Raw genomic sequence first — 21,177 nt, forward strand, 5'->3', positions numbered from 1 at the left:
TACCTTAGTCGGGTGTGTTCTGCTTCTGCCTATCTGCATAGCACCCTGACAAAAAAGTCAAGGGTGCTATTTTTTACATAAACCACAAAAGGAGTGTTTTGATCATGAATCTGCTTACTACTTCAGAGCTTTCCGTTACCGAGATATACGACATCCTTGCAGAGGCGAAAAAATTTTCTGAGGGTGCTGCGTGGCAGCCTAATCAATCTTCCTTTGTTGCAAACTTGTTTTTTGAACCGAGTACTAGAACAAAATGTAGTTTTGAAATTGCTGAAAGAAGACTAGGCTTAAACATTATTCCATTTGAAACACACTTATCAAGTATCACTAAAGGAGAAACACTATATGATACGGTTCGAACTTTAGAATCCATTGGTGTCCAGGCAGTTGTCATTCGCCACACAGAAGATGAGTACTTCAAGCAGCTAGTTGGCAAAACAAACGTTAAAATTATTAACGCTGGAGATGGATGCGGTCATCATCCAACTCAATCGTTGCTCGACTTATTAACGATTTACGAAGAATACGGACATTTTCAAGGCCTTAAGGTAGGAATTGTGGGAGACCTAATACACAGCCGTGTGGCAAGGTCAAATGCGATTGCCCTTCACCGATTAGGGGCAGAGATCGTCTTCTCGGGACCAAAAGAATGGATTGACCAAGAGCTTTTACAATATGGAAGTTATGAAGATATTGATACGTTAACAGAAACAGTTGATGTGCTCATGCTCCTCCGTATCCAACACGAAAGACATCAAGTTGGTGGAGAAACGGTTGATTATCACCAAGCTTTTGGGTTAACAGTAGAAAGAGAGAAACGAATGAAACAAGGAAGCATTATTATGCATCCTGCGCCAGTAAATAGAGATGTAGAAATCGCTGATAGTTTAGTAGAATGCGAGCGTTCGAGAATCTTTAAGCAAATGGAAAATGGCGTCTACGTTCGTATGGCAGTATTAAAAAGAGCATTACAACAATCTGAAGGGGGAAAATTCAATGACAATTCTCATCAAAAATGGTCAATGGCTTACTGATAAAGGACAAAAAGAGGCAGTCGATATTTTAATAAAAGACGAAAAGATTGCAGCGATTGGTCCGGATCTTCAAGCGGAGGATGCAGAGATCATTGATGCAACAGGATTGCTAGTATCTCCTGGGTTTGTTGACTTGCATGTTCATTTACGTGAGCCAGGAGGAGAGAAGAAGGAAACGATTGCTACGGGTACACTAGCGGCAGCTCGTGGTGGTTTTACAACGATCGCAGCTATGCCTAATACAAGACCGGTTCCAGATTCAGTAGAAACTCTTCAAAACTTAAATAAACGAATTGCAGAAACAGGTGCTGTCCGAGTGCTGCCATATGCTTCGATTACCATACGAGAGCTAGGAAAAGAACTTACTGATTTTGCAGCATTAAAAGAAGAAGGAGCATTCGCCTTCACGGATGACGGAGTAGGGGTCCAATCAGCAGATATGATGCTTCAAGCGATGCAGCTTGCGGCAAGTGTAGATATGCCAATCGTGGCACATTGCGAAGAAAACACGTTAATTCATAAGGGATCTGTACATGAAGGGGAATTTTCAAAAAAACATGGCTTGAACGGAATTCCTTCTGTATGTGAATCGGTTCATATTGCTCGAGACGTATTATTAGCAGAAGCAGCAAACTGTCATTACCATGTGTGCCATATTAGTACGAAAGAATCGGTCCGTGTGGTACGTGACGCCAAGCGTGCAGGTATTAGAGTAACCGCAGAAGTAACACCTCACCACCTATTATTATGTGATGAGGATATCCCAGGATTAGATTCGAACTATAAAATGAATCCTCCACTAAGAGGAAAAGCGGATCGTGATGCATTGATTGAAGGTTTACTTGATGGAACCATTGATTTTATCGCCACAGACCATGCCCCACATACAGCAGAAGAAAAAGCTGAGGGAATGGATCTAGCTCCATTTGGCATTGTTGGTTTAGAAACAGCATTTCCGCTTTTATATACAAATCTTGTTGAAAAAGGAATTTTGACAGAAAAGCAGCTGGTAGATTTCTTAACTGTTAAGCCAGCTCAGGCATTTGACTTACCATATGGAAAACTTGAGGTTGGAGCGGTCGCTGATCTAGTACTTGTAGATCTTACGAAAGAAGAAAGTATTGATCCAAACACATTCTTATCAAAAGGTAGAAACACTCCGTTTGGTGGTTGGGAGTGTAAAGGATGGCCAGTAGTAACAATCGCAGCTGGGAAAATCGCATGGAAAAGAGGGTATGTAACAGTATGAAAAGGCAATTAATTCTAGAAAACGGTACAGTTTTTATCGGAAAAGCTTTTGGAAGTGACACAGAAAAAATGGGGGAAGTCGTGTTTAACACCGGAATGACTGGTTATCAGGAAATTCTCTCTGACCCATCTTACTGTGGACAAATCGTTACTTTTACGTATCCGCTTGTTGGAAATTACGGAATTAATCGTGATGATTTTGAATCAATTTCTCCGTCTGTTCATGGAATGGTTGTTAAGGAAGCAGCAGAGTTTGCATCGAACTGGAGAAACGAAAAAACATTAGATGAATTATTAAAAGAAAAGAATATTCCTGGAATTTCAGGTGTGGATACAAGAAAGCTTACAAGAATCATTCGACAATATGGTGCACTAAAGGGTGCCATCTGTTCGATCGATGCAAGTGTCGAGGAAGTGCTCGAGGGGTTAAAAGCCCCATTTAGAAACGATCAAGTAAAGCAGGTTTCCACAAAATCTGCTTATGCAAGCCCTGGTAGAGGAAGAAGAATCGTTCTTGTTGACTTTGGAATGAAGCATGGAATTTTACGTGAATTAAATAAGCGTGATTGTGACGTAATTGTTGTTCCATATAACACAACAGCTGAAGAAATTAAACGTTTGAAGCCAGACGGAGTGATGCTCTCAAATGGACCTGGAGACCCTAAGGATGTTCCAGAAGCAATTGAAATGATTCAACAAATCATTGGACATGTTCCTCTGTTTGGAATTTGCTTAGGTCATCAGTTATTTGCCTTAGCATGTGGAGCAAACACAGTTAAGTTGAAATTTGGACATCGAGGATCGAACCATCCGGTGAAGGATTTAGCAACAGGAAAAGTTGCTCTTACTTCACAAAACCACGGGTACACAGTTGAAGAAGAATCGCTTCAAGGAACTCCTTTAGAGGTTACACATATCGCCTTAAATGACGGTACTGTTGAAGGATTAAAGCATAAAGAAGCAAAAGCATTTACAGTCCAGTATCATCCGGAAGCATCACCAGGACCAGAGGATGCAAATTATTTATTCGAACAGTTTTTACAGTTGATTGAGACAGAAAAAGAGGAAGGTGCAATCGAATGCCAAAGCGTACAGATATAAAAAGCATACTAGTTATCGGGTCAGGTCCCATCGTCATTGGGCAAGCAGCAGAATTTGATTATGCAGGTACTCAGGCGTGTATCGCATTAAAAGAAGAAGGGTACCGTGTCATCTTAGTAAACTCAAACCCAGCAACAATTATGACAGATACAACGATGGCAGATGCTGTGTATATTGAGCCACTAACTCTGGAGTTCGTTAGCACAATCATCCGAAAAGAGCGTCCAGATGCACTTGTCCCAACACTTGGAGGACAAACAGGCTTAAACCTAGCAGTAGAGTTAGCTAACTCTGGAGTTCTTGAAGAATGTAATGTAGAAATTTTAGGTACCAAGCTTTCAGCCATTGAGCAAGCAGAGGATCGCGATTTATTCCGTACATTAATGAATGACTTAGGCGAGCCAGTACCTGAAAGTGAAATTATTCATACACTTGAAGAAGCATATGACTTCGTGGCACAAATTGGTTACCCAGTTATCGTTCGTCCAGCGTTTACACTCGGCGGAACGGGTGGAGGTATCTGTCATAACGAAGAGGAATTGGTTGAAACCGTAACAAGTGGGTTGAAAAATAGCCCGGTTACACAATGTTTATTAGAGAAAAGCATTGCTGGCTTCAAAGAAATTGAATACGAAGTAATGAGAGACGCTAATGACAATGCGATCGTTGTATGTAATATGGAAAACATTGATCCAGTAGGTGTTCATACAGGTGATTCGATCGTTGTTGCACCGAGTCAAACGCTAAGTGATCGTGAGTATCAAATGCTTAGAAACACATCATTAAAAATCATCCGTGCCCTTGGAATTGAGGGTGGTTGTAACGTCCAACTAGCTTTAGATCCTGACAGTTATGATTATTACATCATTGAAGTAAATCCACGTGTAAGTAGATCATCTGCGCTAGCATCTAAAGCAACAGGATATCCGATTGCTAAGCTTGCTGCAAAAATCGCAGTTGGGTTAACACTTGATGAAATGATGAACCCTGTAACAGGAAAAACCTATGCAAGTTTTGAACCTGCACTTGATTATATCGTTTCAAAAATTCCAAGATGGCCGTTTGATAAGTTCGAAAGTGCTAACCGTACACTAGGTACACAAATGAAGGCTACTGGTGAAGTAATGGCGATTGGTCGTACCTTTGAGGAATCTTTATTAAAAGCAATTCGTTCACTTGAAGCGAATGTGTTTCATTTTTCACTAAACGATGCAGATGAAATTTCTGATGAGTTACTTGAGAAACGAATTCGTAAAGCTGGAGATGAGCGCCTGTTCTATATCGGAGAAGCGTTAAGACGTGGAGTCACGATCGAAACCATCCATGCATGGAGCAAAATTGATCTATTCTTCCTTGCAAAGTTTGCTAAGATTGTCGAGTTCGAAGCTAAGTTACAAACTCTTCCTTTTGACGAGGAAATCACGAGAGAAGCAAAGGAACTAGGATTTGCTGACAGTACCCTTGCTAAGCTATGGGCGTCAAATGAGCGTGCTGTTTACGATTGGAGAGTAGAAAAGGGCATTGTTCCAGTCTATAAAATGGTTGATACATGTGCAGCTGAGTTCGAGTCTGAAACCCCTTATTACTACGGTACGTATGAAGACGAAAATGAATCGATTGTTACTGAACGTGAAAGTGTAATTGTGCTTGGTTCTGGTCCAATCCGAATCGGCCAAGGGATTGAATTCGATTACTCTACGGTTCATGCAGTATGGGCGATTCAAGAAGCAGGATATGAAGCAATCATCATTAACAATAACCCAGAGACAGTTTCAACCGATTTTAGTATCTCAGATAAGCTATACTTTGAGCCACTAACAATAGAAGATGTCATGCACGTAATTGACTTAGAAAAGCCAGCTGGCGTGGTTGTCCAGTTTGGTGGACAAACAGCGATTAACTTAGCCTCTAAACTTGTAGAAAGAGGAGTAAAGATTCTCGGAACAAGCTTGGATGATCTTGACCGTGCTGAAAATCGCGATCGTTTTGAAGCAGCACTTCAGGAGTTAAATATTCCACAACCACTTGGTAAAACAGCAAGAACTGCTCAGGAAGCAGCAGTAATCGCTAGTTCGATTGGTTATCCAGTGTTAGTTCGTCCATCATATGTTCTTGGTGGAAGAGCGATGCAAATTGTCTACCAAGAGGCTGAACTTCTACAGTACATGAAAGAAGCGGTGAAAATTAACCCTGAGCATCCGATATTGATAGACCGCTACCTAACAGGAAAAGAAATAGAAGTAGATGCAATCTGCGATGGCGAAACAGTAATCATTCCTGGAATCATGGAGCATATCGAAAGAGCAGGAGTCCATTCTGGAGATTCAATCGCTGTGTACCCACCACAAAGCATTACTCAGGCAGTAAAAGATAAGCTAATTGATTACACTGTACGATTGGCAAAAGGACTAGGAATCATCGGACTTTTCAATATTCAATACGTTGTAGCTAAAGAGGAAGTATATGTGTTGGAAGTAAATCCTCGTTCAAGCCGTACGGTGCCATTCTTAAGTAAAATTACAAACGTACCAATGGCTAATCTGGCAACAAAAGCGATTCTTGGCTTATCACTGAAGGAGCAAGGCTATGAGACAGGACTGGTAGAAGAAAAGCAAGGTGTATTCGTTAAAGTACCGGTGTTCTCTTTTGCTAAGCTAAGACGAGTTGATATTACATTAGGACCAGAAATGAAGTCGACTGGTGAGGTTATGGGGAAAGACCACACACTTGAAAAAGCCCTTTACAAAGGATTAGTTGCTTCAGGAATGAAAATTCAAGGATTTGGATCGGTTCTTATGACGATTGCTGACAAAGATAAGCAAGAAGCTTTAGGGATCGCAAAGCGTTTCTTCTCAATCGGCTTCCGGGTTATGGCAACGGAAGGGACAGCGAAGTTCTTCCAAGAACAAGGAATTCCAGTGAAGGTTGTTGAGAAGATTGGTGGAGGCCATCCTGATATTGTTGATGTTATTCGTAACGGCCAAGCGCAGTTTGTGATTAACACATTAACAAAAGGAAAGCAGCCAGAACGTGATGGGTTTAGAATTCGTAGAGAATCAGTTGAAAACGGTGTTCCTTGCTTAACTTCATTAGATACAGCAGAGGCCATTTTACGAGTAATTGAATCAATGAATTTTTCAGCTGAGGCGATGGAGAAAAGTCCCGCAGACAGCAGGGAGGCAGTACTACTATGATTCGCAATGAGGAATGTATCGTAATTTCCAATCAAGAAATAGCTCACAATATTTTTGAGCTCACCCTTAAGGGTGAGCTCGTCCAACAGATGAATGAACCAGGTCAATTTGTACATCTAAAAGTTAGTGATAGTGTAGATCCACTTTTGCGTAGACCAATTAGTATTGCAAAAATCGACCAAGCAAATGACATGTTTACGATGATTTTCCGGGCAGAAGGTAATGGAACAAAGCTACTTGCACAGAAAAAAGTTGGGGATGTTGTAGACGTTCTAGGGCCATTAGGAAATGGATTTCCAGTAGAGGAAGCTAAGGCTGGATCAACCGCCCTTTTAGTAGGTGGCGGCATTGGTGTACCTCCGCTATATGAATTATCTCTAAGGCTAAAGATGCGAAACGTGAATGTCATTCATGTGTTAGGCTTTGCAACAAAGGATGCGGTATTTTACGAACAGAAATTTGCCGAATTAGGTGAGACGTTTATCGTAACGGTTGATGGATCTCATGGAGAGAAAGGATTTGTAACGGATGTGATCTCCGCACAGAATCTTTCGTTTGAGACATTGTACACATGTGGTCCTACCCCGATGTTACGAGCATTAGAGACTGCGTACCCTGAGAAAAAAGTATATCTTTCTCTTGAAGAGCGAATGGGCTGTGGAATTGGAGCTTGCTTTGCATGCGTATGTAGAACACAGGAAGACCCTACAGGATATACTTATAAAAAGGTTTGTACGGATGGGCCAGTGTTTAAAGGAGGGGAGGTTCTTATATGAGTCAACTAGCGGTGAACCTACCTGGTTTACAATTAAAAAACCCAATCATGCCTGCGTCAGGATGCTTTGGTTTCGGTAGAGAGTATAGTCAGTTTTATGATTTAAGTACATTAGGTTCCATAATGATTAAAGCAACAACAGTAGAACCTCGTTTTGGGAATCCAACTCCACGGGTAGCAGAGACAACTGCTGGGATGTTGAATGCGATTGGCTTACAAAATCCTGGCCTTAAAAAGGTTATTAATGAGGAGCTTGCTTGGTTAGACCAATTTGATGTTCCGATCATCGCAAATGTGGCTGGCTCACTTGAAGAGGACTATATTGAGGTTGCACGTGAAATTTCAAAGGTAAGTAATGTTCATGCACTAGAACTGAATATCTCTTGCCCGAATGTAAAAACAGGTGGTATTGCCTTTGGAACGATTCCTGAAGTGGCAAAGGAATTAACGAAAAAGGTGAAAGAAGTATCAAGTGTACCTGTGTATGTCAAGCTTTCACCGAATGTATCGAATATTGTTGAGATGGCCAAGGCGGTAGAGGCAGGCGGTGCGGACGGGTTAACCATGATTAATACTTTAATTGGCATGAGGCTTGATTTGAAGACAGGTAAGCCTGTGCTTGCTAATAATACAGGAGGGCTTTCAGGTCCTGCGATTAAACCGGTTGCGATTCGAATGATTTATGAAGTAAGTCAGCACGTAAATATTCCTATTATTGGGATGGGTGGCGTTCAATCGGCAGAAGATGTGATTGAATTTTTTTATGCCGGAGCGAGTGCGGTGGCAGTTGGTACAGCTAATTTTGTCGATCCGCTCGTATGTCCGAAAATCATTGAACAACTTCCAGCGTTATTAAATGAACTTGGTTTTGATCATATTTCAGAATGTACGGGAAGGAGTTGGAAGAAGAATGAAAAACTCGCTTATCATCGCTCTTGATTTTCCAGATAAAAATGATGTGTACGGTTTTTTAAAGAAATTTAATAATGAGCAACTATTCGTTAAAGTTGGCATGGAGCTTTTTTATAAAGAAGGCCCTGCTATGGTTAAAGAATTAAAGGACATGGGTCATGATATTTTCTTAGATTTAAAATTGCACGATATTCCAAATACAGTGGGGCGTGCGATGAGAAATCTAGCTAGTCTAGGCTGTGACTTAGTGAATGTTCATGCGGCAGGTGGAAAAGAAATGATGATGGCAGCTCTAGAAGGTCTTGAGGCTGGAACGGCTTCAGGTGCGAAAAGACCAAGCATCATCGCAGTAACACAGCTAACTAGTACTTCAGAGGAACAAATGAAGGGTGAACAATTAATTTCAGTGAGCCTCGAACAATCCGTTCTTCATTATGCAAAGGTAACGAAGGATGCAGGACTTGATGGTGTGGTTTGCTCTTCAAATGAAGTGAAGATCATCCGTGAACAATTAGGTGAACAGTTCTTAACTGTTACACCAGGAATTCGCATGAGTTCGGAGTCAGTTGGTGACCAAAAGAGAGTAGCCACTCCTGAGTTTGCTAGGAACGCAGGTGTGTCCATGATTGTTGTAGGTCGTTCTATAACAAGAGCCGAAGATCCGGTACTAGCTTATCAGCTTTACAAAAACGCGTGGGAGGGAAAAGTATATGAAACAAAAAATAGCTAACACACTTTTAGAAATCGGAGCAGTTTCGTTACAACCGAATCAACCTTTTACTTGGACATCAGGAATTAAATCACCTATTTATTGTGATAATCGACTAACTTTATCTTTCCCTGAAGCAAGAAGAGAGATTGCAGCTGGACTAAAGGAACTTATACTTAAGCACTTCCCTGATGCAGAAATGGTAGCTGGAACAGCAACTGCTGGGATTCCTCATGCGGCATGGGTAAGTGAACTACTTGATTTACCGATGAGTTATGTCCGTTCATCAGCTAAAGGGCATGGCAAAGGAAATCAGATTGAAGGCCGTGTCGTTGCAGGACAAAAAGTAGTAGTAGTGGAAGACTTAATCTCAACAGGCGGAAGCGTAATTACAGCAGTTGATGCATTAAGGGAAGCAGGTTGTGAAGTATTAGGAGTCGTTTCTATCTTCACGTATGAGCTGGAAAAAGGGAAGAAGCTATTAGAGGAAGCAAACATTAAGACATATTCTCTTACCGATTTCTCAACATTGGTAGATGTGGCATTAGCGGCTGGAAGCATCGAAGAGGATGCAGTAGCTAGTCTTCGTAGCTGGAGCCAAGACCCAACAGCTTGGAAACCGGTAGTAAAAGCATAATATAAATGCAGAAAAAAGAGTGTCCACCCCAGACGGACAAAAACAGCGAATCTGTCCATTTGGGGTGTCTGACACCCTTTTTTTTTTACTTTTTTAACTGGATGATAAGGTTTTCGTCAGGTGTGACGTATACCGTTTGTTGGTTGTCATATATGACGAAACCGGGTTTTGCGCCATTTGGTTTCTTTACATGTCTTACTTGTGTAAAGTCAACGGGAACGGAGCTTGAGCTTCGTGCTTTACTAAAATAGGAAGCGATATTGGCTGCTTCTAGAATAGTGTTATCACTAGGAGTTTTGCTTCGAATGACAACATGTGATCCAGGAATATCCTTAGTATGAAGCCATACATCGTCACGACTAGCTACTTTGTTCGTTAAATAATCGTTTTGCTTATTGTTTTTCCCCACCAGGATGTCTGTTCCGTCGGAGGATACATACTGATCAAGTACTGGCTTTGCTACTACTTGTTTTTTTGATTTATTTTTTTGTCGGTCACGAATATATCCTTCTTCAATTAACTCTTGTCGAATTTCCTCAATATCTTTGATAGAGGCGGTCTCCATTTGTTGAATTAATGTCTCAAAATACAGCACTTCCTCGTTCGCTTTTTCAATTTGTTCTTGAACAATCTTACGTGCTGTTTTTGCTTTTTGATACTTTGTAAAGTATCGCTGCGCATTGTCTGAAGGTGATTTCTGAGGATCGAGTGGAATGGTAACCATTCCAGCATTCTCATCATAATAATTAATAACCTCGACCGATGTCATTCCTTTTTCAACTGCATAGAGATTGGCCGTTAATAACTCCCCAAATAATTGATATTCCTCTGCATTTTGTGCATCTACCAACGTTTTTTGAAGCTTATCAATTTTCTTTTTGTTTTTATCTCGTTCATTATTAATCAACCGTTCCAGATCATTTCCTTGCTGCTTCACACGGTCTCTTTGGGCTTTCCCAAAATAAAAACGATCGAGCATTTCGCTTATATTGGAAAACGACTGAACTTCACTTGATGTATGAGTCATTGGGAAAAGGTAAAACATTTCTTTTCCGTGGGCATTCATAATCGATGGCTCATTTTGATAGGTTTTAATTTTTTCCATGCGACTAATAAAAGCTTTGGGCAAGGTATTCCGGTTGGCAATGCCTGCTTCATGGACGATTTCTCTTGCTAATAAAGGAGATAAACCAGCAAATTGCTCAACCAGCTGCTTATCTATCTTTCCTGCATTAAAGTCCACTCTCTTTAACACATCCTCCTCTGTTGCCTCTAGAGGATTATATTTGTTTTGCGCAGGAGGAAGCTTGTACTCCTGACCAGGTAGAATCGCACGATGACTGTTAAGAGCATAAGAAACATGCTTGATGCTGTCTAAAATCATGTTTCGTGTTTTATCAATTAAGATAATATTGCTATGGCGTCCCATAATTTCAATAACGAGTTGTTTGCTCGACAGATCTCCGAGTTCGTTTCTTCCCTTCACATCCAAAACAATCATTCTTTCAAGTCCCACTTGATGAATATCCTCTAATATGTATCCTTCTAGATGCTTTCTTAATAACATGCAAAACATTGGAGGCTCATTTGGATTTTCATAAGACTCTGTGGTTATTTGTGCCCTCGCGTAACTAGGATGAACAGAAAGCAAAAGCTTATGGTTCTTTCCACCGGCACGAATAACAAGCACAATTTCATTTTTAAATGGTTGATGAATTTTATTAATACGTCCACCGCGTAAAGCCTCAGAAAGCTCCTTAGTGATAGCGCGTGTAAACAGTCCGTCAAATGACATAAGAGAACATCCTTTTCTATAAATTGCATTTCAAAATAGCGGTCGCTTCCACTTTTGAAACGTCCAGTTCCAGCGACCAGCGACTAGTGTACTTCGCTCTTTTCCCTACGATAAGTCAACATCGAATCGCTTTGCTCTTCGTGTTTCCTTTATCTCAGTCAAAGCGCTCCAGTCCATACGTCGCTGACCGGTCGCTTCCACTTTTGTAATAATTATATCATTTTTTTGGACGAGGCTGAATAAGCTTAGTTTAGAGTGAGTTGGGACAACTCTGTTGAAAATTATAGGAGGAAGGGATTGCCGGATGAAATTCCATGGGATGGAAAAAAAGGAAGTAGAAAAAGCCTTAAATACTGATTACATGGTCGGTTTATCTGAGGCTGATGCAGTAAATCGAATAAAACAACATGGATTCAACGAGCTAGAAGAAGGAGAAAAGCAGTCCGCTTTAATCTTATTCTTTAGTCAATTCAAAGACTTCATGGTTCTTGTTTTATTAGCAGCGACGTTAATTTCGGGACTGTTAGGTGAGTATATAGATGCGATTGCTATCATCGCGATTGTCATTATCAATGGATTTTTAGGTTTTTTCCAAGAGCGTAAAGCCGAACGTTCCCTTCAGGCCCTAAAAGAGTTATCTGCGCCACAAGTATATGTCTTAAGAGACGGGAACTGGATCAAAATTGCTTCTAGAGAGGTCGTACCAGGAGACATTTTACGATTTACAAGTGGCGACCGAATCGGGGCAGATGTGAGATTAATAGAAACCAATAGTTTAGAAATTGAGGAATCAGCACTAACAGGAGAATCGTTACCTGTACAAAAAACTGATAACAAATTGCAAGAAGAAAACCTTGGCCTTGGTGATATGCAAAACATGGCCTTTATGGGGACGATGATCACGAGGGGAAGCGGTGTTGGAGTTGTCGTTGGAACCGGAATGAAAACAGCGATGGGACAAATTGCTGACCTGCTGCAAAATGCGGAAACAATGGAAACACCTCTCCAAAGAAGACTAGAGCAATTAGGGAAAATTTTGATCACAGCAGCCCTTCTTTTAACTGTATTAGTTGTGATTGCAGGGGTATTTGGCGGGCACGATTTATATACAATGTTTTTAGCTGGGGTATCTTTAGCGGTAGCCGCGATTCCTGAGGGGCTACCTGCAATTGTAACAGTTGCTTTATCCCTTGGAGTTCAACGGATGATTAAGCAAAAAGCCATCGTTCGTAAGCTTCCTGCTGTTGAAACGTTAGGCTGTGCTTCTGTTATTTGCTCTGATAAAACTGGAACGATGACACAGAATAAAATGACCGTTACCCATTTATGGAGTGGTGGAGAGGTTTCCCAAGTTGGTGGAGTTGGTTATGAGCCAAGAGGCGAATTCTATCGGGGAGATCATAAGGTTTCTATAAAAGAAGAAAAAGCACTTCAGCAGATGCTGATGTTTGGCATGCTCTGTAACCATGCAGAGATCACTCAAAAAGGCAGTGAATATGTTATTGACGGAGATCCTACAGAAGGTGCGCTTCTCGTATCTGCACTAAAAGCAGGATTTACAAGAGACCAACTTCACAAGCAGTATGAATTAGTAAAAGAATTTCCATTTGACTCAGCCCGGAAAATGATGAGTGTTGTTGTAAAGGATACGAACGGAAGACAATTTATTGTTACAAAGGGTGCCCCAGACGTGTTGATTTCAAAAAGTGAATCGATCCTCTGGGAAAATCGTCGACAGTTTATGTCTCGTGACATGGAGGAAAAAGTAAAGGATGCCATTGAAGGGTTAGCATCTCAAGCATTACGTACGATCGCGATTGCGTACCGAGAGGTATCACCTGGAACGCTCATCCTTGATGAAAGAGAAGCAGAGAAGGATCTCACTTTTATCGGGTTACAAGGGATGATTGATCCACCACGACCAGAAGTGAAGCATGCAGTTAAAGAATGTAAAGAAGCAGGCATTAAGACTGTCATGATCACAGGAGATCATATCATTACAGCGAAGGCGATTGCCAAACAGCTAGGTATTTTAACACCAAAAAGTAAGGTGCTAGATGGTAATGCACTGAATGAAATGTCTGTAGAAGAACTTGAAGAAGTTGTGGATGATGTTTCAGTATTCGCACGTGTTTCTCCAGAACATAAGTTAAAGATTGTAAAAGCATTACAAAGTAGAGGACATATCGTTGCGATGACTGGTGATGGGGTCAATGATGCGCCGGCTATTAAGGCAGCTGATATTGGTGTTGCAATGGGAATTACCGGTACAGATGTAGCGAAAGAAGCGTCTGCATTAGTTCTTCTTGATGATAATTTTGCAACGATTAAAGCAGCGATTAAAGAAGGAAGGAATATTTACGAGAACATTCGTAAATTCATTCGTTATCTGCTTGCTTCCAATGTTGGTGAAATATTAGTGATGCTGTTTGCCATGTTACTTGCACTCCCACTTCCTCTAGTGCCGATTCAAATTCTTTGGGTTAACCTTGTAACGGATGGTTTGCCAGCGATGGCGTTAGGTCTAGATCAGCCAGAGGAAAATGTGATGAAGCGTGGTCCGCGGAGTCCTAAAGAAGGTGTTTTTGCAAGAGGGTTAGGGTGGAAGGTCATATCGCGAGGCTTTTTAATTGGAACTTCGACTTTGCTTGCGTTTATGATTTCGTATAATGAAAATCCTAATGATTTAATCCATGCTCAAACAGTTGCTTTTGCTACTCTTGTTTTAGCTCAACTGATTCATGTTTTCGATTGCCGCAGTGAAAAATCAGTTTTTTCAAGAAATCCATTCGGAAACATGTATCTTGTATGGGCGGTTATTTCTTCATTAGCTTTAATGCTAGTAGTTATGTACTATCCGCCATTACAACCAATCTTCCATACCGTTCCACTGGCTCTTCGTGATTGGTTATTAGTCATTGGTTTTGCTTCAATCCCAACTTTTTTACTAGCAGGTTCATTTTTGGCAAGTAAAAATAAATAAAGTATGTTATAATCCAAAAGGTGATAGAGAAAGCTCTATTACCTTTTTCTATACACAAAAAGTTATGGGGTGTTGGGTTTGGTAAAGAGCATGACAGGCTTTGGTAGGAGCATCCGCAGCAATGAACATATCAAGGTAACTGTTGAGGTTAAAACGGTGAATCACCGATTTGCCGAATATCACTTCCGAATACCTAGAAGTCTTTCTAACTTCGAGGATAAGCTAAAAAAGAAGCTAAATGAATACATAAAAAGAGGAAGAATTGAGGTCTTCATTACCATAGAAGGTGAAGAACTGACAAATCGAAAACTCTTAGTCGATTGGAGTCTCTTAGAGGACTATCTTCAGTACATAAAGGAAATTCAGAAACGTTTTCAAATTAATGAGAGTGTTTCATTAAAGGATATACTTAATCGTGACGAGATATTTAGTATTGAAGAGCAAGAATCTGGCACCGAGTGTATCGAAGAGCTTTTGTTAGATGCAAGCATAGAGGCTGCTCAAAATTGTGTGAATATGCGTGAAGCGGAAGGGAAGGCATTGCAACAGGATATTCGCTCACATATTGAAAAGATACAATCGACTGTCCAAGCACTTAGACAATATGCGCCAACTGTGGTTGAACAATACGCGAATCGGTTAAAAAAGAGAATTCAAGAATATGTAGACCTGCAGCTGGATGAAGCGAGAATCGTGACTGAAATTGCCATTTTTGCAGATAAAGCAGATATCAATGAAGAGCTCACAAGACTCGATAGTCATGTTGTGCAATTTAATACCTTCCTAAATGATCAGGAGCCTGTTGGAAGAAAGCTTGATTTCCTTGTTCAAGAGATGAATAGGGAAACAAATACAATCGGATCAAAGGCAAATGATGCAAAGATAGCTGCCGAAGTGGTGGAGTTAAAAAGCTTAATCGAAAAGATTAAGGAGCAGATTCAAAATATTGAATAGCTCTTGGTTTAGAAAAGCTTTAGGAAGGTAAAAATAATTCTTATGATTGGAGGACAATCATGTCAATTAAACTAATAAATATCGGTTTTGGAAACATTGTTTCTGCAAATCGAATTATTTCTATCGTTAGTCCTGAATCAGCTCCGATAAAGAGAATTATTCAAGATGCTAGGGATCGTGGTTCGTTAATAGATGCTACATATGGAAGAAGAACTCGTGCAGTAATTGTGATGGATAGTGACCATGTTATTCTTTCTGCGGTACAGCCAGAAACGGTTGCGGCCCGATTAAATGATAAAGATGATATTATTGATGAAGGGTAGGATTGATTCATGCAAGAAAAAGGGTTATTAATTGTATTATCTGGACCCTCTGGAGTAGGAAAAGGTACGGTAAGGAAAGAGGTATTTTCACAGCCTGATACCGCCTTTGAATACTCTATTTCAATGACTACCCGTGCTCCAAGAGAAGGGGAAGTTGATGGAGTTGATTACTTCTTTAAATCTAGAGAAGAATTTGAACAACTTATAAAAGAGGAAAAGCTACTTGAGTATGCCGAATTTGTGGGCAATTACTACGGGACACCCGTTGATTACGTAAGACAAACATTAGATAGTGGTAAAGACGTCTTCTTGGAAATTGAAGTACAAGGTGCAAGACAGGTTAGAAAGAAGTTTCCGGATGGACTTTTTATTTTCCTCGTTCCGCCAAGTTTATCTGAGTTGAAAAACCGGATTGTCACACGTGGTACGGAGACTGAGGATGTAATCAACAATCGAATGAATGCAGCAAGAGAAGAATTAGAAATGATGCATTTATATGATTATGTTGTGGAAAACGACCAAGTCGACAGAGCTGTTGAAAGAATTAAAGCGATCGTCATTGCCGAGCATTTACGTCGTGAACGAGTAGAACCTAGATATAGAAGAATTTTGGAGGTAGATTAATCCTATGTTATATCCATCAATTGATTCATTAATGACAAAAATTGACTCAAAGTATTCACTAGTTTCGGTTGCTGCAAAAAGAGCACGAAAGCTACAACAAGGAGAAAACCTGCACTTAGATAAGTATGTTTCTCATAAGCAGGTTGGAAAAGCATTAGAAGAAATTCATGCCGATAAGCTTACTTACCGTATCGTAAAAGACGAATCAGCTGAATAAAGACGGGGAACAACCTAAATTTTAGGTTGTTTTTTGTTTTAAAGATGCAAATGAAGTTATGTTCTTGCATAATGGAAGAAAGATGTTTATCGAACGGAGGTTTTTTCTGTGAGAGGAAAGAAGATTTTACTATGTGTTACTGGGGGAATTGCTGTTTTTAAAGCGGCAGCTTTAACAAGCAAACTCACCCAAGCTGGGCTTGAAGTAAAGGTCATTTTAAGTGAATCGGCTTCAAAATTTGTGACACCCTTAACCTTTCAGGCGCTTTCAAGAAATGATGTGCATATAGACACGTTTGATGAAAAGAATTCAAAGGTAATTGCCCATATTGATTTGGCTGATTGGGCAGATTTAATCGTTGTTGCTCCGGCAACAGCGAATGTCATTGGAAAGCTAGCGAATGGAATCGCTGATAATATGATTACTACCACCTTGCTGGCTGCAACATCACCAGTATGGATTGCCCCTGCAATGAACGTTCATATGTATGACCATCCTGCAGTGAGAAAGAATTTAGAAACATTACGAAGCTACGGATATGGATTTATCGAGCCTGGAGAGGGTTATTTAGCATGTGGCTATGTTGGGAAAGGCAGAATGGAAGAGCCCGAGACAATTGTTGAGAAAATTGCTGAATTTTTCCAACCTATGAATACTCCTTTAAAGAGTAGAAAGGTACTTGTAACAGCAGGTCCAACACGAGAAAAAATAGATCCTGTCCGATATATTACGAATTTTTCGTCCGGAAAAATGGGGTATGCCATTGCCGAGCAAGCTAGGAATCTTGGAGCGGAGGTTACTCTCATCACAGGACCTGTTTCCATTGAGCCGCCACTGGGAGTTAAGGTTATCCATGTGGAAAGTGCGCAGGACATGCTTGATGAGACAATCGCCCAATATGAATCTAGTGATTTAGTTGTAAAAACAGCTGCGGTTGCTGATTATAAGCCAAAGACGGTTTCTGACCGCAAAATTAAAAAGCAGGAAGGCAATGAAAGCATCGAATTAGAAAGAACCAAGGACATTTTATTTGAGCTTGGAAAAATCAAAAAGCACCAAGTATTGGTTGGTTTTGCTGCGGAAACGGATCATGTAGAAGAGTACGCGATGAGAAAGCTCGAGAAGAAAAATGCTGATATCATCGTGGCAAATAATGTTGCAGAAGAAGGATCGGGATTTGGGACAGATACAAATAAAATAACAATATACAAGCGAGATGGACATTCTATCTCGTTACCATTAATGACAAAGCAAGAAGCGGCAAAAAACCTTCTTTTAGAGGCTTTAAAGCTCCTACCAAAAGAGGAAGCTGAATGATTGCGAGTGTAATTGTGGATGTCCCAGCTAAGCAAACCGACAGACCATTTGATTATCGCATTCCTGAGCATTTAGAAGGGGTTATCACCCCAGGAATGAGGGTGGTTGTTCCGTTTGGGCCACGGAAAATTCAAGGGTTTGTCATTTCCTTACAGCCTAGCTCAGAGTTTGAAAAGCTTAGAGATATTATTGCTCCTATGGATATTGTACCGGTATTAAATGAAGAACTTTTACAGCTTGGGGATTGGTTATCCGAAGAAACTCTTTGTTATCGAATTTCTGCCTATCAGGTGATGCTACCGGCAGCACTTAAAGCGAAATACGAAAAAAAAGTCCGCGTGACGACCGATTTGAATCTGTTGCCACAGGTCCTAAAAAAGGTATTTGAGAAAAGTCTTATTGTCCCTTTTGATACGATTAAAGAGGATACATGGAAGGTATTACAAAAAGAAATCGCTAGTGGCCATGTTGAATTTATATATGAAGTAAAGGAACGGGTGAATAAGAAAAAGCGCAAGTATGTTATGCCACATGTGAATGAAGAGGAGCTATCCGATTCACTCAAGCTATTATCCATTCAGGCAACGAAGCAAAGGGAAATTATAGAGTTTTTCCTAGCGAACCCAGATCCAGTCCCTTTACAACATTTGCTGAACCTATTAAACACCTCTTCATCTGCTATAAAGGGTCTTGTTAATAAAGGAATGTTAAGGGAAGAAGAAGTAGAAGTGTACCGAGATCCTTACGAGAATCGTGTATTTGAACGGACACAGGCTTTACCGTTAACCCCCGAGCAGAAAATAGCTATTACCCCCGTTTTACAAACCATTGAAGAAGATCTTCATAAAGTATTCTTACTTTATGGGGTAACAGGAAGTGGAAAAACGGAAGTATATTTACAATCGATTCAACGAGTGTTAGAGAAAGGAAAGGAAGCGATCGTTCTCGTCCCAGAAATCGCCTTAACTCCACAAATGGTGAAACGGTTTAAAGGAAGATTTGGAGATGAAGTGGCTGTCATGCACAGCGGACTTTCTACAGGGGAAAAATACGATGAGTGGCGAAAGATTCAAAGAAAAGAAGTAAAAGTGGTTGTAGGGGCAAGGTCTGCCATTTTTGCTCCCTTTGAAAACCTCGGAATTATTATCATTGATGAAGAGCATGAAACAAGTTATAAGCAAGAAGAAAATCCTAGATACCATGCAAGAGACGTTGCGATTCAACGTGCCAAAAAATATGGCTGTCCGGTTGTACTAGGAAGCGCAACTCCAGCACTCGAATCATTTGCTCGCGCAAAAAAAGGTGTGTATGAGCTTTTAACATTGCCGAGCCGGATGAATAGTGGTCCGATGCCTCATGTTGAAGTCGTGGATATGAGAGAAGAGCTTCGCGAAGGAAATCGCTCCATGTTTTCAAGGGTATTAATGGAAAAATTGAAAGATAGACTCGAAAAGCAGGAGCAAACAGTATTGTTTTTAAACAAACGAGGACATTCCTCCTTTGTGATGTGTAGAGATTGCGGGTATGTTGTTAACTGTCCGGATTGTGATATTTCGTTAACTTATCATCGATTTAGCGAGAGAATGAAGTGTCATTATTGCGGCTATGAGTCCCTTGTTCCAACACAATGCCCAGAATGCCAATCTGAGTATATTCGTTATTTTGGGACTGGCACACAGAAGATTGAAGAAGAACTTGGCAAAGTGTTGCCAGAGGCAAGAGTGATCCGAATGGATGTGGATACGACTTCAAAAAAAGGGGCGCATGAAAAGCTGCTAACTAATTTTGGTGAAGGAAAAGCAGATATTCTGTTAGGGACGCAAATGATAGCAAAAGGATTAGATTTTCCTAAAATTACACTCGTAGGAGTTCTTTCAGCTGATACGATGCTGCATATCCCTGATTTCCGTTCATCTGAGAAAACCTTTCAGCTGCTTACACAGGTAAGTGGAAGAGCCGGAAGACATGAGCTAACAGGGGAAGTAATAGTACAAACCTATACGCCTGAGCATTACAGTATTCAGTTTGCTGCTCAGCAGGACTATGATTTGTATTATGAAAGGGAAATGCAAATAAGAAAGCTTCACCATTATCCCCCTTTCTATTATATATCCCTGATCACAGTAAGCCATGAGAATTTGATGAAGGTGGTGTCGGTGACAGAGAAGATTACCGGATACATTCGGAATAGTCTTTCTCCAGAAGCGATTGTTCTAGGGCCTGTTGCCTCACCAATTCCTCGAATCAAAAATAGATATAGATACCAATGTTTGATAAAATACAAACGTGAGCCACAGTTAGGTCGTGCCATTAAAACTGTACTTGATCAATATCAGCATGAATCTGCAACAACCGGGTTAACCATTTCTACAGACGTGAATCCTTATATTCTCATGTAGTTAGTTATGAAGCGAGTTGTTTTCGTAGAGAATAGTGATAAATATGAAAAAATCGGAGGAAGTATTTTGACGGTAAAGAAGCTAGTTACTCATCCTGCAGAGGTACTTGAGCAAGAATGTGAGAGAGTAACGGTATTTGATAAAAAACTAGAAAAGCTACTAAATGATATGTATGATACTATGATTGAATTCGATGGGGTAGGTCTTGCAGCCCCTCAAATTGGCATAGCAAGACAAATTGCCATCGTTGATATAGACGATGAGTCGGGGACGATTGAACTCATTAACCCTGAAATATTAGAAGTGTCCGGCGAACAAACAGGTCCGGAAGGTTGTCTTAGTTTCCCAGGAGTTTACGGAGAGGTAACAAGACCGTATTTTGTAAAGGTGAAAGCTCGAAACCGAAAAGGAAAAGCGTTTGTGATCGAAGCAGAAGATTTTTTAGCACGTGCGATTCTTCATGAAATCGATCATCTTCATGGCATCCTATTTACATCCAAAGTAACAAGGTATTTGACTGAAGAAGAGTTAGAGGGAGTCGAAAGCGAATGACGAAAATAGTATTTATGGGCACTCCTGATTTTTCTGTTCCCGTATTAAGAAGTGTGATAGAAGCAGGATACGAGGTGATCGGTGTAGTTACTCAACCAGATCGCCCAGTTGGAAGAAAAAGAGTACTTACTCCACCTCCGGTAAAAGTAGAAGCGGAAAAGCATGGCATTCCTGTTCTTCAACCTGAAAAAATTCGTGTAAGAGAGGACTTGGATCAAGTATTAAGCTTAAAGCCTGACTTAGTCGTAACGGCAGCGTTCGGACAAATCCTTCCGAAGGAGCTGTTAGAAGCGCCACCGCTCGGATGCATTAATGTTCATGCCTCTCTGTTACCAGAATTGCGTGGAGGGGCTCCCATCCATTACTCCATCATTCAAGGTAAAGAGAAAACAGGAATAACGAT

At 40.6% G+C, this 21,177-nt stretch carries 18 protein-coding genes; 17 read left to right on the forward strand and 1 reads right to left on the reverse strand.

Annotated elements, in window-relative coordinates:
• The first annotated feature begins 101 nt into the window (after nt 1-101).
• The 8 genes from ACGLXV_RS08865 to pyrE are packed head-to-tail and all read left to right on the forward strand — an operon-like array spanning nt 102 to nt 9,610.
• Nucleotides 102-1,034, forward strand: coding sequence for an aspartate carbamoyltransferase catalytic subunit (locus ACGLXV_RS08865; protein ID WP_119710525.1), 933 nt, complete (start codon nt 102-104; stop codon nt 1,032-1,034).
• Nucleotides 997-2,283 carry a dihydroorotase gene (locus ACGLXV_RS08870; protein WP_391558312.1) on the forward strand — a complete coding sequence of 429 codons (1,287 nt, stop codon included), beginning with the start codon at nt 997-999 and terminating at the stop codon, nt 2,281-2,283. The genes ACGLXV_RS08865 and ACGLXV_RS08870 overlap by 38 nt, the downstream gene beginning before the upstream one ends.
• Nucleotides 2,280-3,383 carry a carbamoyl phosphate synthase small subunit gene (locus tag ACGLXV_RS08875; protein ID WP_391558313.1) on the forward strand — a complete coding sequence of 368 codons (1,104 nt, stop codon included), beginning with the start codon at nt 2,280-2,282 and terminating at the stop codon, nt 3,381-3,383. Before ACGLXV_RS08870 ends, ACGLXV_RS08875 begins: the two co-directional genes overlap by 4 nt.
• Nucleotides 3,362-6,577, forward strand: coding sequence for a carbamoyl-phosphate synthase large subunit (carB, locus tag ACGLXV_RS08880; protein ID WP_391558314.1), 3,216 nt, complete (start codon nt 3,362-3,364; stop codon nt 6,575-6,577). The genes ACGLXV_RS08875 and carB overlap by 22 nt, the downstream gene beginning before the upstream one ends.
• The gene (locus ACGLXV_RS08885) at nt 6,574-7,353 is read left to right on the forward strand and encodes a dihydroorotate dehydrogenase electron transfer subunit (protein WP_391558315.1); all 780 of its coding nucleotides are present in this window, start codon (nt 6,574-6,576) and stop codon (nt 7,351-7,353) included. The genes carB and ACGLXV_RS08885 overlap by 4 nt, the downstream gene beginning before the upstream one ends.
• The gene (locus tag ACGLXV_RS08890; RefSeq protein ID WP_391558316.1) at nt 7,350-8,291 is read left to right on the forward strand and encodes a dihydroorotate dehydrogenase; all 942 of its coding nucleotides are present in this window, start codon (nt 7,350-7,352) and stop codon (nt 8,289-8,291) included. Before ACGLXV_RS08885 ends, ACGLXV_RS08890 begins: the two co-directional genes overlap by 4 nt.
• Nucleotides 8,263-8,994, forward strand: a complete 732-nt coding sequence (gene pyrF, locus ACGLXV_RS08895) for an orotidine-5'-phosphate decarboxylase (RefSeq protein WP_391558317.1) — start codon at nt 8,263-8,265, stop codon at nt 8,992-8,994. Before ACGLXV_RS08890 ends, pyrF begins: the two co-directional genes overlap by 29 nt.
• The gene (gene pyrE, locus ACGLXV_RS08900; RefSeq protein ID WP_391558318.1) at nt 8,975-9,610 is read left to right on the forward strand and encodes an orotate phosphoribosyltransferase; all 636 of its coding nucleotides are present in this window, start codon (nt 8,975-8,977) and stop codon (nt 9,608-9,610) included. Before pyrF ends, pyrE begins: the two co-directional genes overlap by 20 nt.
• 85 nt (nt 9,611-9,695) lie before the next feature.
• Here pyrE and ACGLXV_RS08905 read toward each other — a convergent pair whose 3' ends face one another.
• The gene (locus ACGLXV_RS08905; RefSeq protein WP_391558319.1) at nt 9,696-11,405 is read right to left on the reverse strand and encodes an Rqc2 family fibronectin-binding protein; all 1,710 of its coding nucleotides are present in this window, start codon (nt 11,403-11,405) and stop codon (nt 9,696-9,698) included.
• Between the two features lie 304 nt (nt 11,406-11,709).
• On the opposite strand from ACGLXV_RS08905, the gene ACGLXV_RS08910 reads away from it, so the two are divergent.
• The 9 genes from ACGLXV_RS08910 to ACGLXV_RS08950 all read left to right on the forward strand — a co-directional run.
• Nucleotides 11,710-14,388 carry a calcium-translocating P-type ATPase, SERCA-type gene (locus ACGLXV_RS08910; RefSeq protein ID WP_391558320.1) on the forward strand — a complete coding sequence of 893 codons (2,679 nt, stop codon included), beginning with the start codon at nt 11,710-11,712 and terminating at the stop codon, nt 14,386-14,388.
• Between the two features lie 69 nt (nt 14,389-14,457).
• A complete protein-coding gene (locus tag ACGLXV_RS08915) occupies nt 14,458-15,342 on the forward strand; it encodes a YicC/YloC family endoribonuclease (protein ID WP_391558321.1) in 885 nt (294 codons plus the stop codon).
• A gap of 59 nt (nt 15,343-15,401) precedes the next feature.
• Nucleotides 15,402-15,665: an extracellular matrix/biofilm regulator RemA gene (remA, locus tag ACGLXV_RS08920; RefSeq protein ID WP_066053091.1), complete on the forward strand. Its 264-nt coding sequence runs from the start codon at nt 15,402-15,404 to the stop codon at nt 15,663-15,665.
• Between the two features lie 9 nt (nt 15,666-15,674).
• Nucleotides 15,675-16,289 (forward strand): guanylate kinase, encoded by a 615-nt coding sequence (gene gmk, locus ACGLXV_RS08925; protein WP_119707490.1) that lies wholly within the window; start codon nt 15,675-15,677, stop codon nt 16,287-16,289.
• A gap of 4 nt (nt 16,290-16,293) precedes the next feature.
• A complete protein-coding gene (gene rpoZ / locus ACGLXV_RS08930; RefSeq protein ID WP_119707491.1) occupies nt 16,294-16,506 on the forward strand; it encodes a DNA-directed RNA polymerase subunit omega in 213 nt (70 codons plus the stop codon).
• A 108-nt stretch (nt 16,507-16,614) separates the two neighbouring features.
• Nucleotides 16,615-17,823, forward strand: coding sequence for a bifunctional phosphopantothenoylcysteine decarboxylase/phosphopantothenate--cysteine ligase CoaBC (coaBC, locus tag ACGLXV_RS08935; RefSeq protein WP_391558322.1), 1,209 nt, complete (start codon nt 16,615-16,617; stop codon nt 17,821-17,823).
• On the forward strand, nt 17,820-20,222 hold the full coding sequence (gene priA / locus ACGLXV_RS08940) for a primosomal protein N' (RefSeq protein WP_391558323.1): 2,403 nt from the start codon (nt 17,820-17,822) through the stop codon (nt 20,220-20,222). The genes coaBC and priA overlap by 4 nt, the downstream gene beginning before the upstream one ends.
• A gap of 66 nt (nt 20,223-20,288) precedes the next feature.
• Nucleotides 20,289-20,774 (forward strand): peptide deformylase, encoded by a 486-nt coding sequence (gene def, locus ACGLXV_RS08945; protein WP_160545638.1) that lies wholly within the window; start codon nt 20,289-20,291, stop codon nt 20,772-20,774.
• Nucleotides 20,771-21,177: methionyl-tRNA formyltransferase (locus tag ACGLXV_RS08950; protein ID WP_391558324.1), on the forward strand; the 407-nt coding region annotated here is incomplete at its 3' end. The genes def and ACGLXV_RS08950, both read left to right, overlap by 4 nt.

Source organism: Robertmurraya sp., from assembly GCF_036676585.1.
GTDB lineage: Bacteria > Bacillota > Bacilli > Bacillales > Cytobacillaceae > Robertmurraya_A.

Bases quoted from the DNA above. Each gene is read 5' to 3' on its own strand.
- ACGLXV_RS08885 (WP_391558315.1), top strand. From the start codon at position 6,574: ATGATTCGCAATGAGGAATGTATCGTAATTTCCAATCAAGAAATAGCT.
- remA (WP_066053091.1), top strand. From the start codon at position 15,402: ATGTCAATTAAACTAATAAATATCGGTTTTGGAAACATTGTTTCTGCA.
- ACGLXV_RS08870 (WP_391558312.1), top strand. From the start codon at position 997: ATGACAATTCTCATCAAAAATGGTCAATGGCTTACTGATAAAGGACAA.
- rpoZ (WP_119707491.1), top strand. From the start codon at position 16,294: ATGTTATATCCATCAATTGATTCATTAATGACAAAAATTGACTCAAAG.
- pyrF (WP_391558317.1), top strand. From the start codon at position 8,263: ATGAAAAACTCGCTTATCATCGCTCTTGATTTTCCAGATAAAAATGAT.
- carB (WP_391558314.1), top strand. From the start codon at position 3,362: ATGCCAAAGCGTACAGATATAAAAAGCATACTAGTTATCGGGTCAGGT.
- gmk (WP_119707490.1), top strand. From the start codon at position 15,675: ATGCAAGAAAAAGGGTTATTAATTGTATTATCTGGACCCTCTGGAGTA.
- ACGLXV_RS08890 (WP_391558316.1), top strand. From the start codon at position 7,350: ATGAGTCAACTAGCGGTGAACCTACCTGGTTTACAATTAAAAAACCCA.
- pyrE (WP_391558318.1), top strand. From the start codon at position 8,975: ATGAAACAAAAAATAGCTAACACACTTTTAGAAATCGGAGCAGTTTCG.
- ACGLXV_RS08875 (WP_391558313.1), top strand. From the start codon at position 2,280: ATGAAAAGGCAATTAATTCTAGAAAACGGTACAGTTTTTATCGGAAAA.
- ACGLXV_RS08905 (WP_391558319.1), bottom strand. From the start codon at position 11,405: ATGTCATTTGACGGACTGTTTACACGCGCTATCACTAAGGAGCTTTCT.
- priA (WP_391558323.1), top strand. From the start codon at position 17,820: ATGATTGCGAGTGTAATTGTGGATGTCCCAGCTAAGCAAACCGACAGA.
- ACGLXV_RS08910 (WP_391558320.1), top strand. From the start codon at position 11,710: ATGAAATTCCATGGGATGGAAAAAAAGGAAGTAGAAAAAGCCTTAAAT.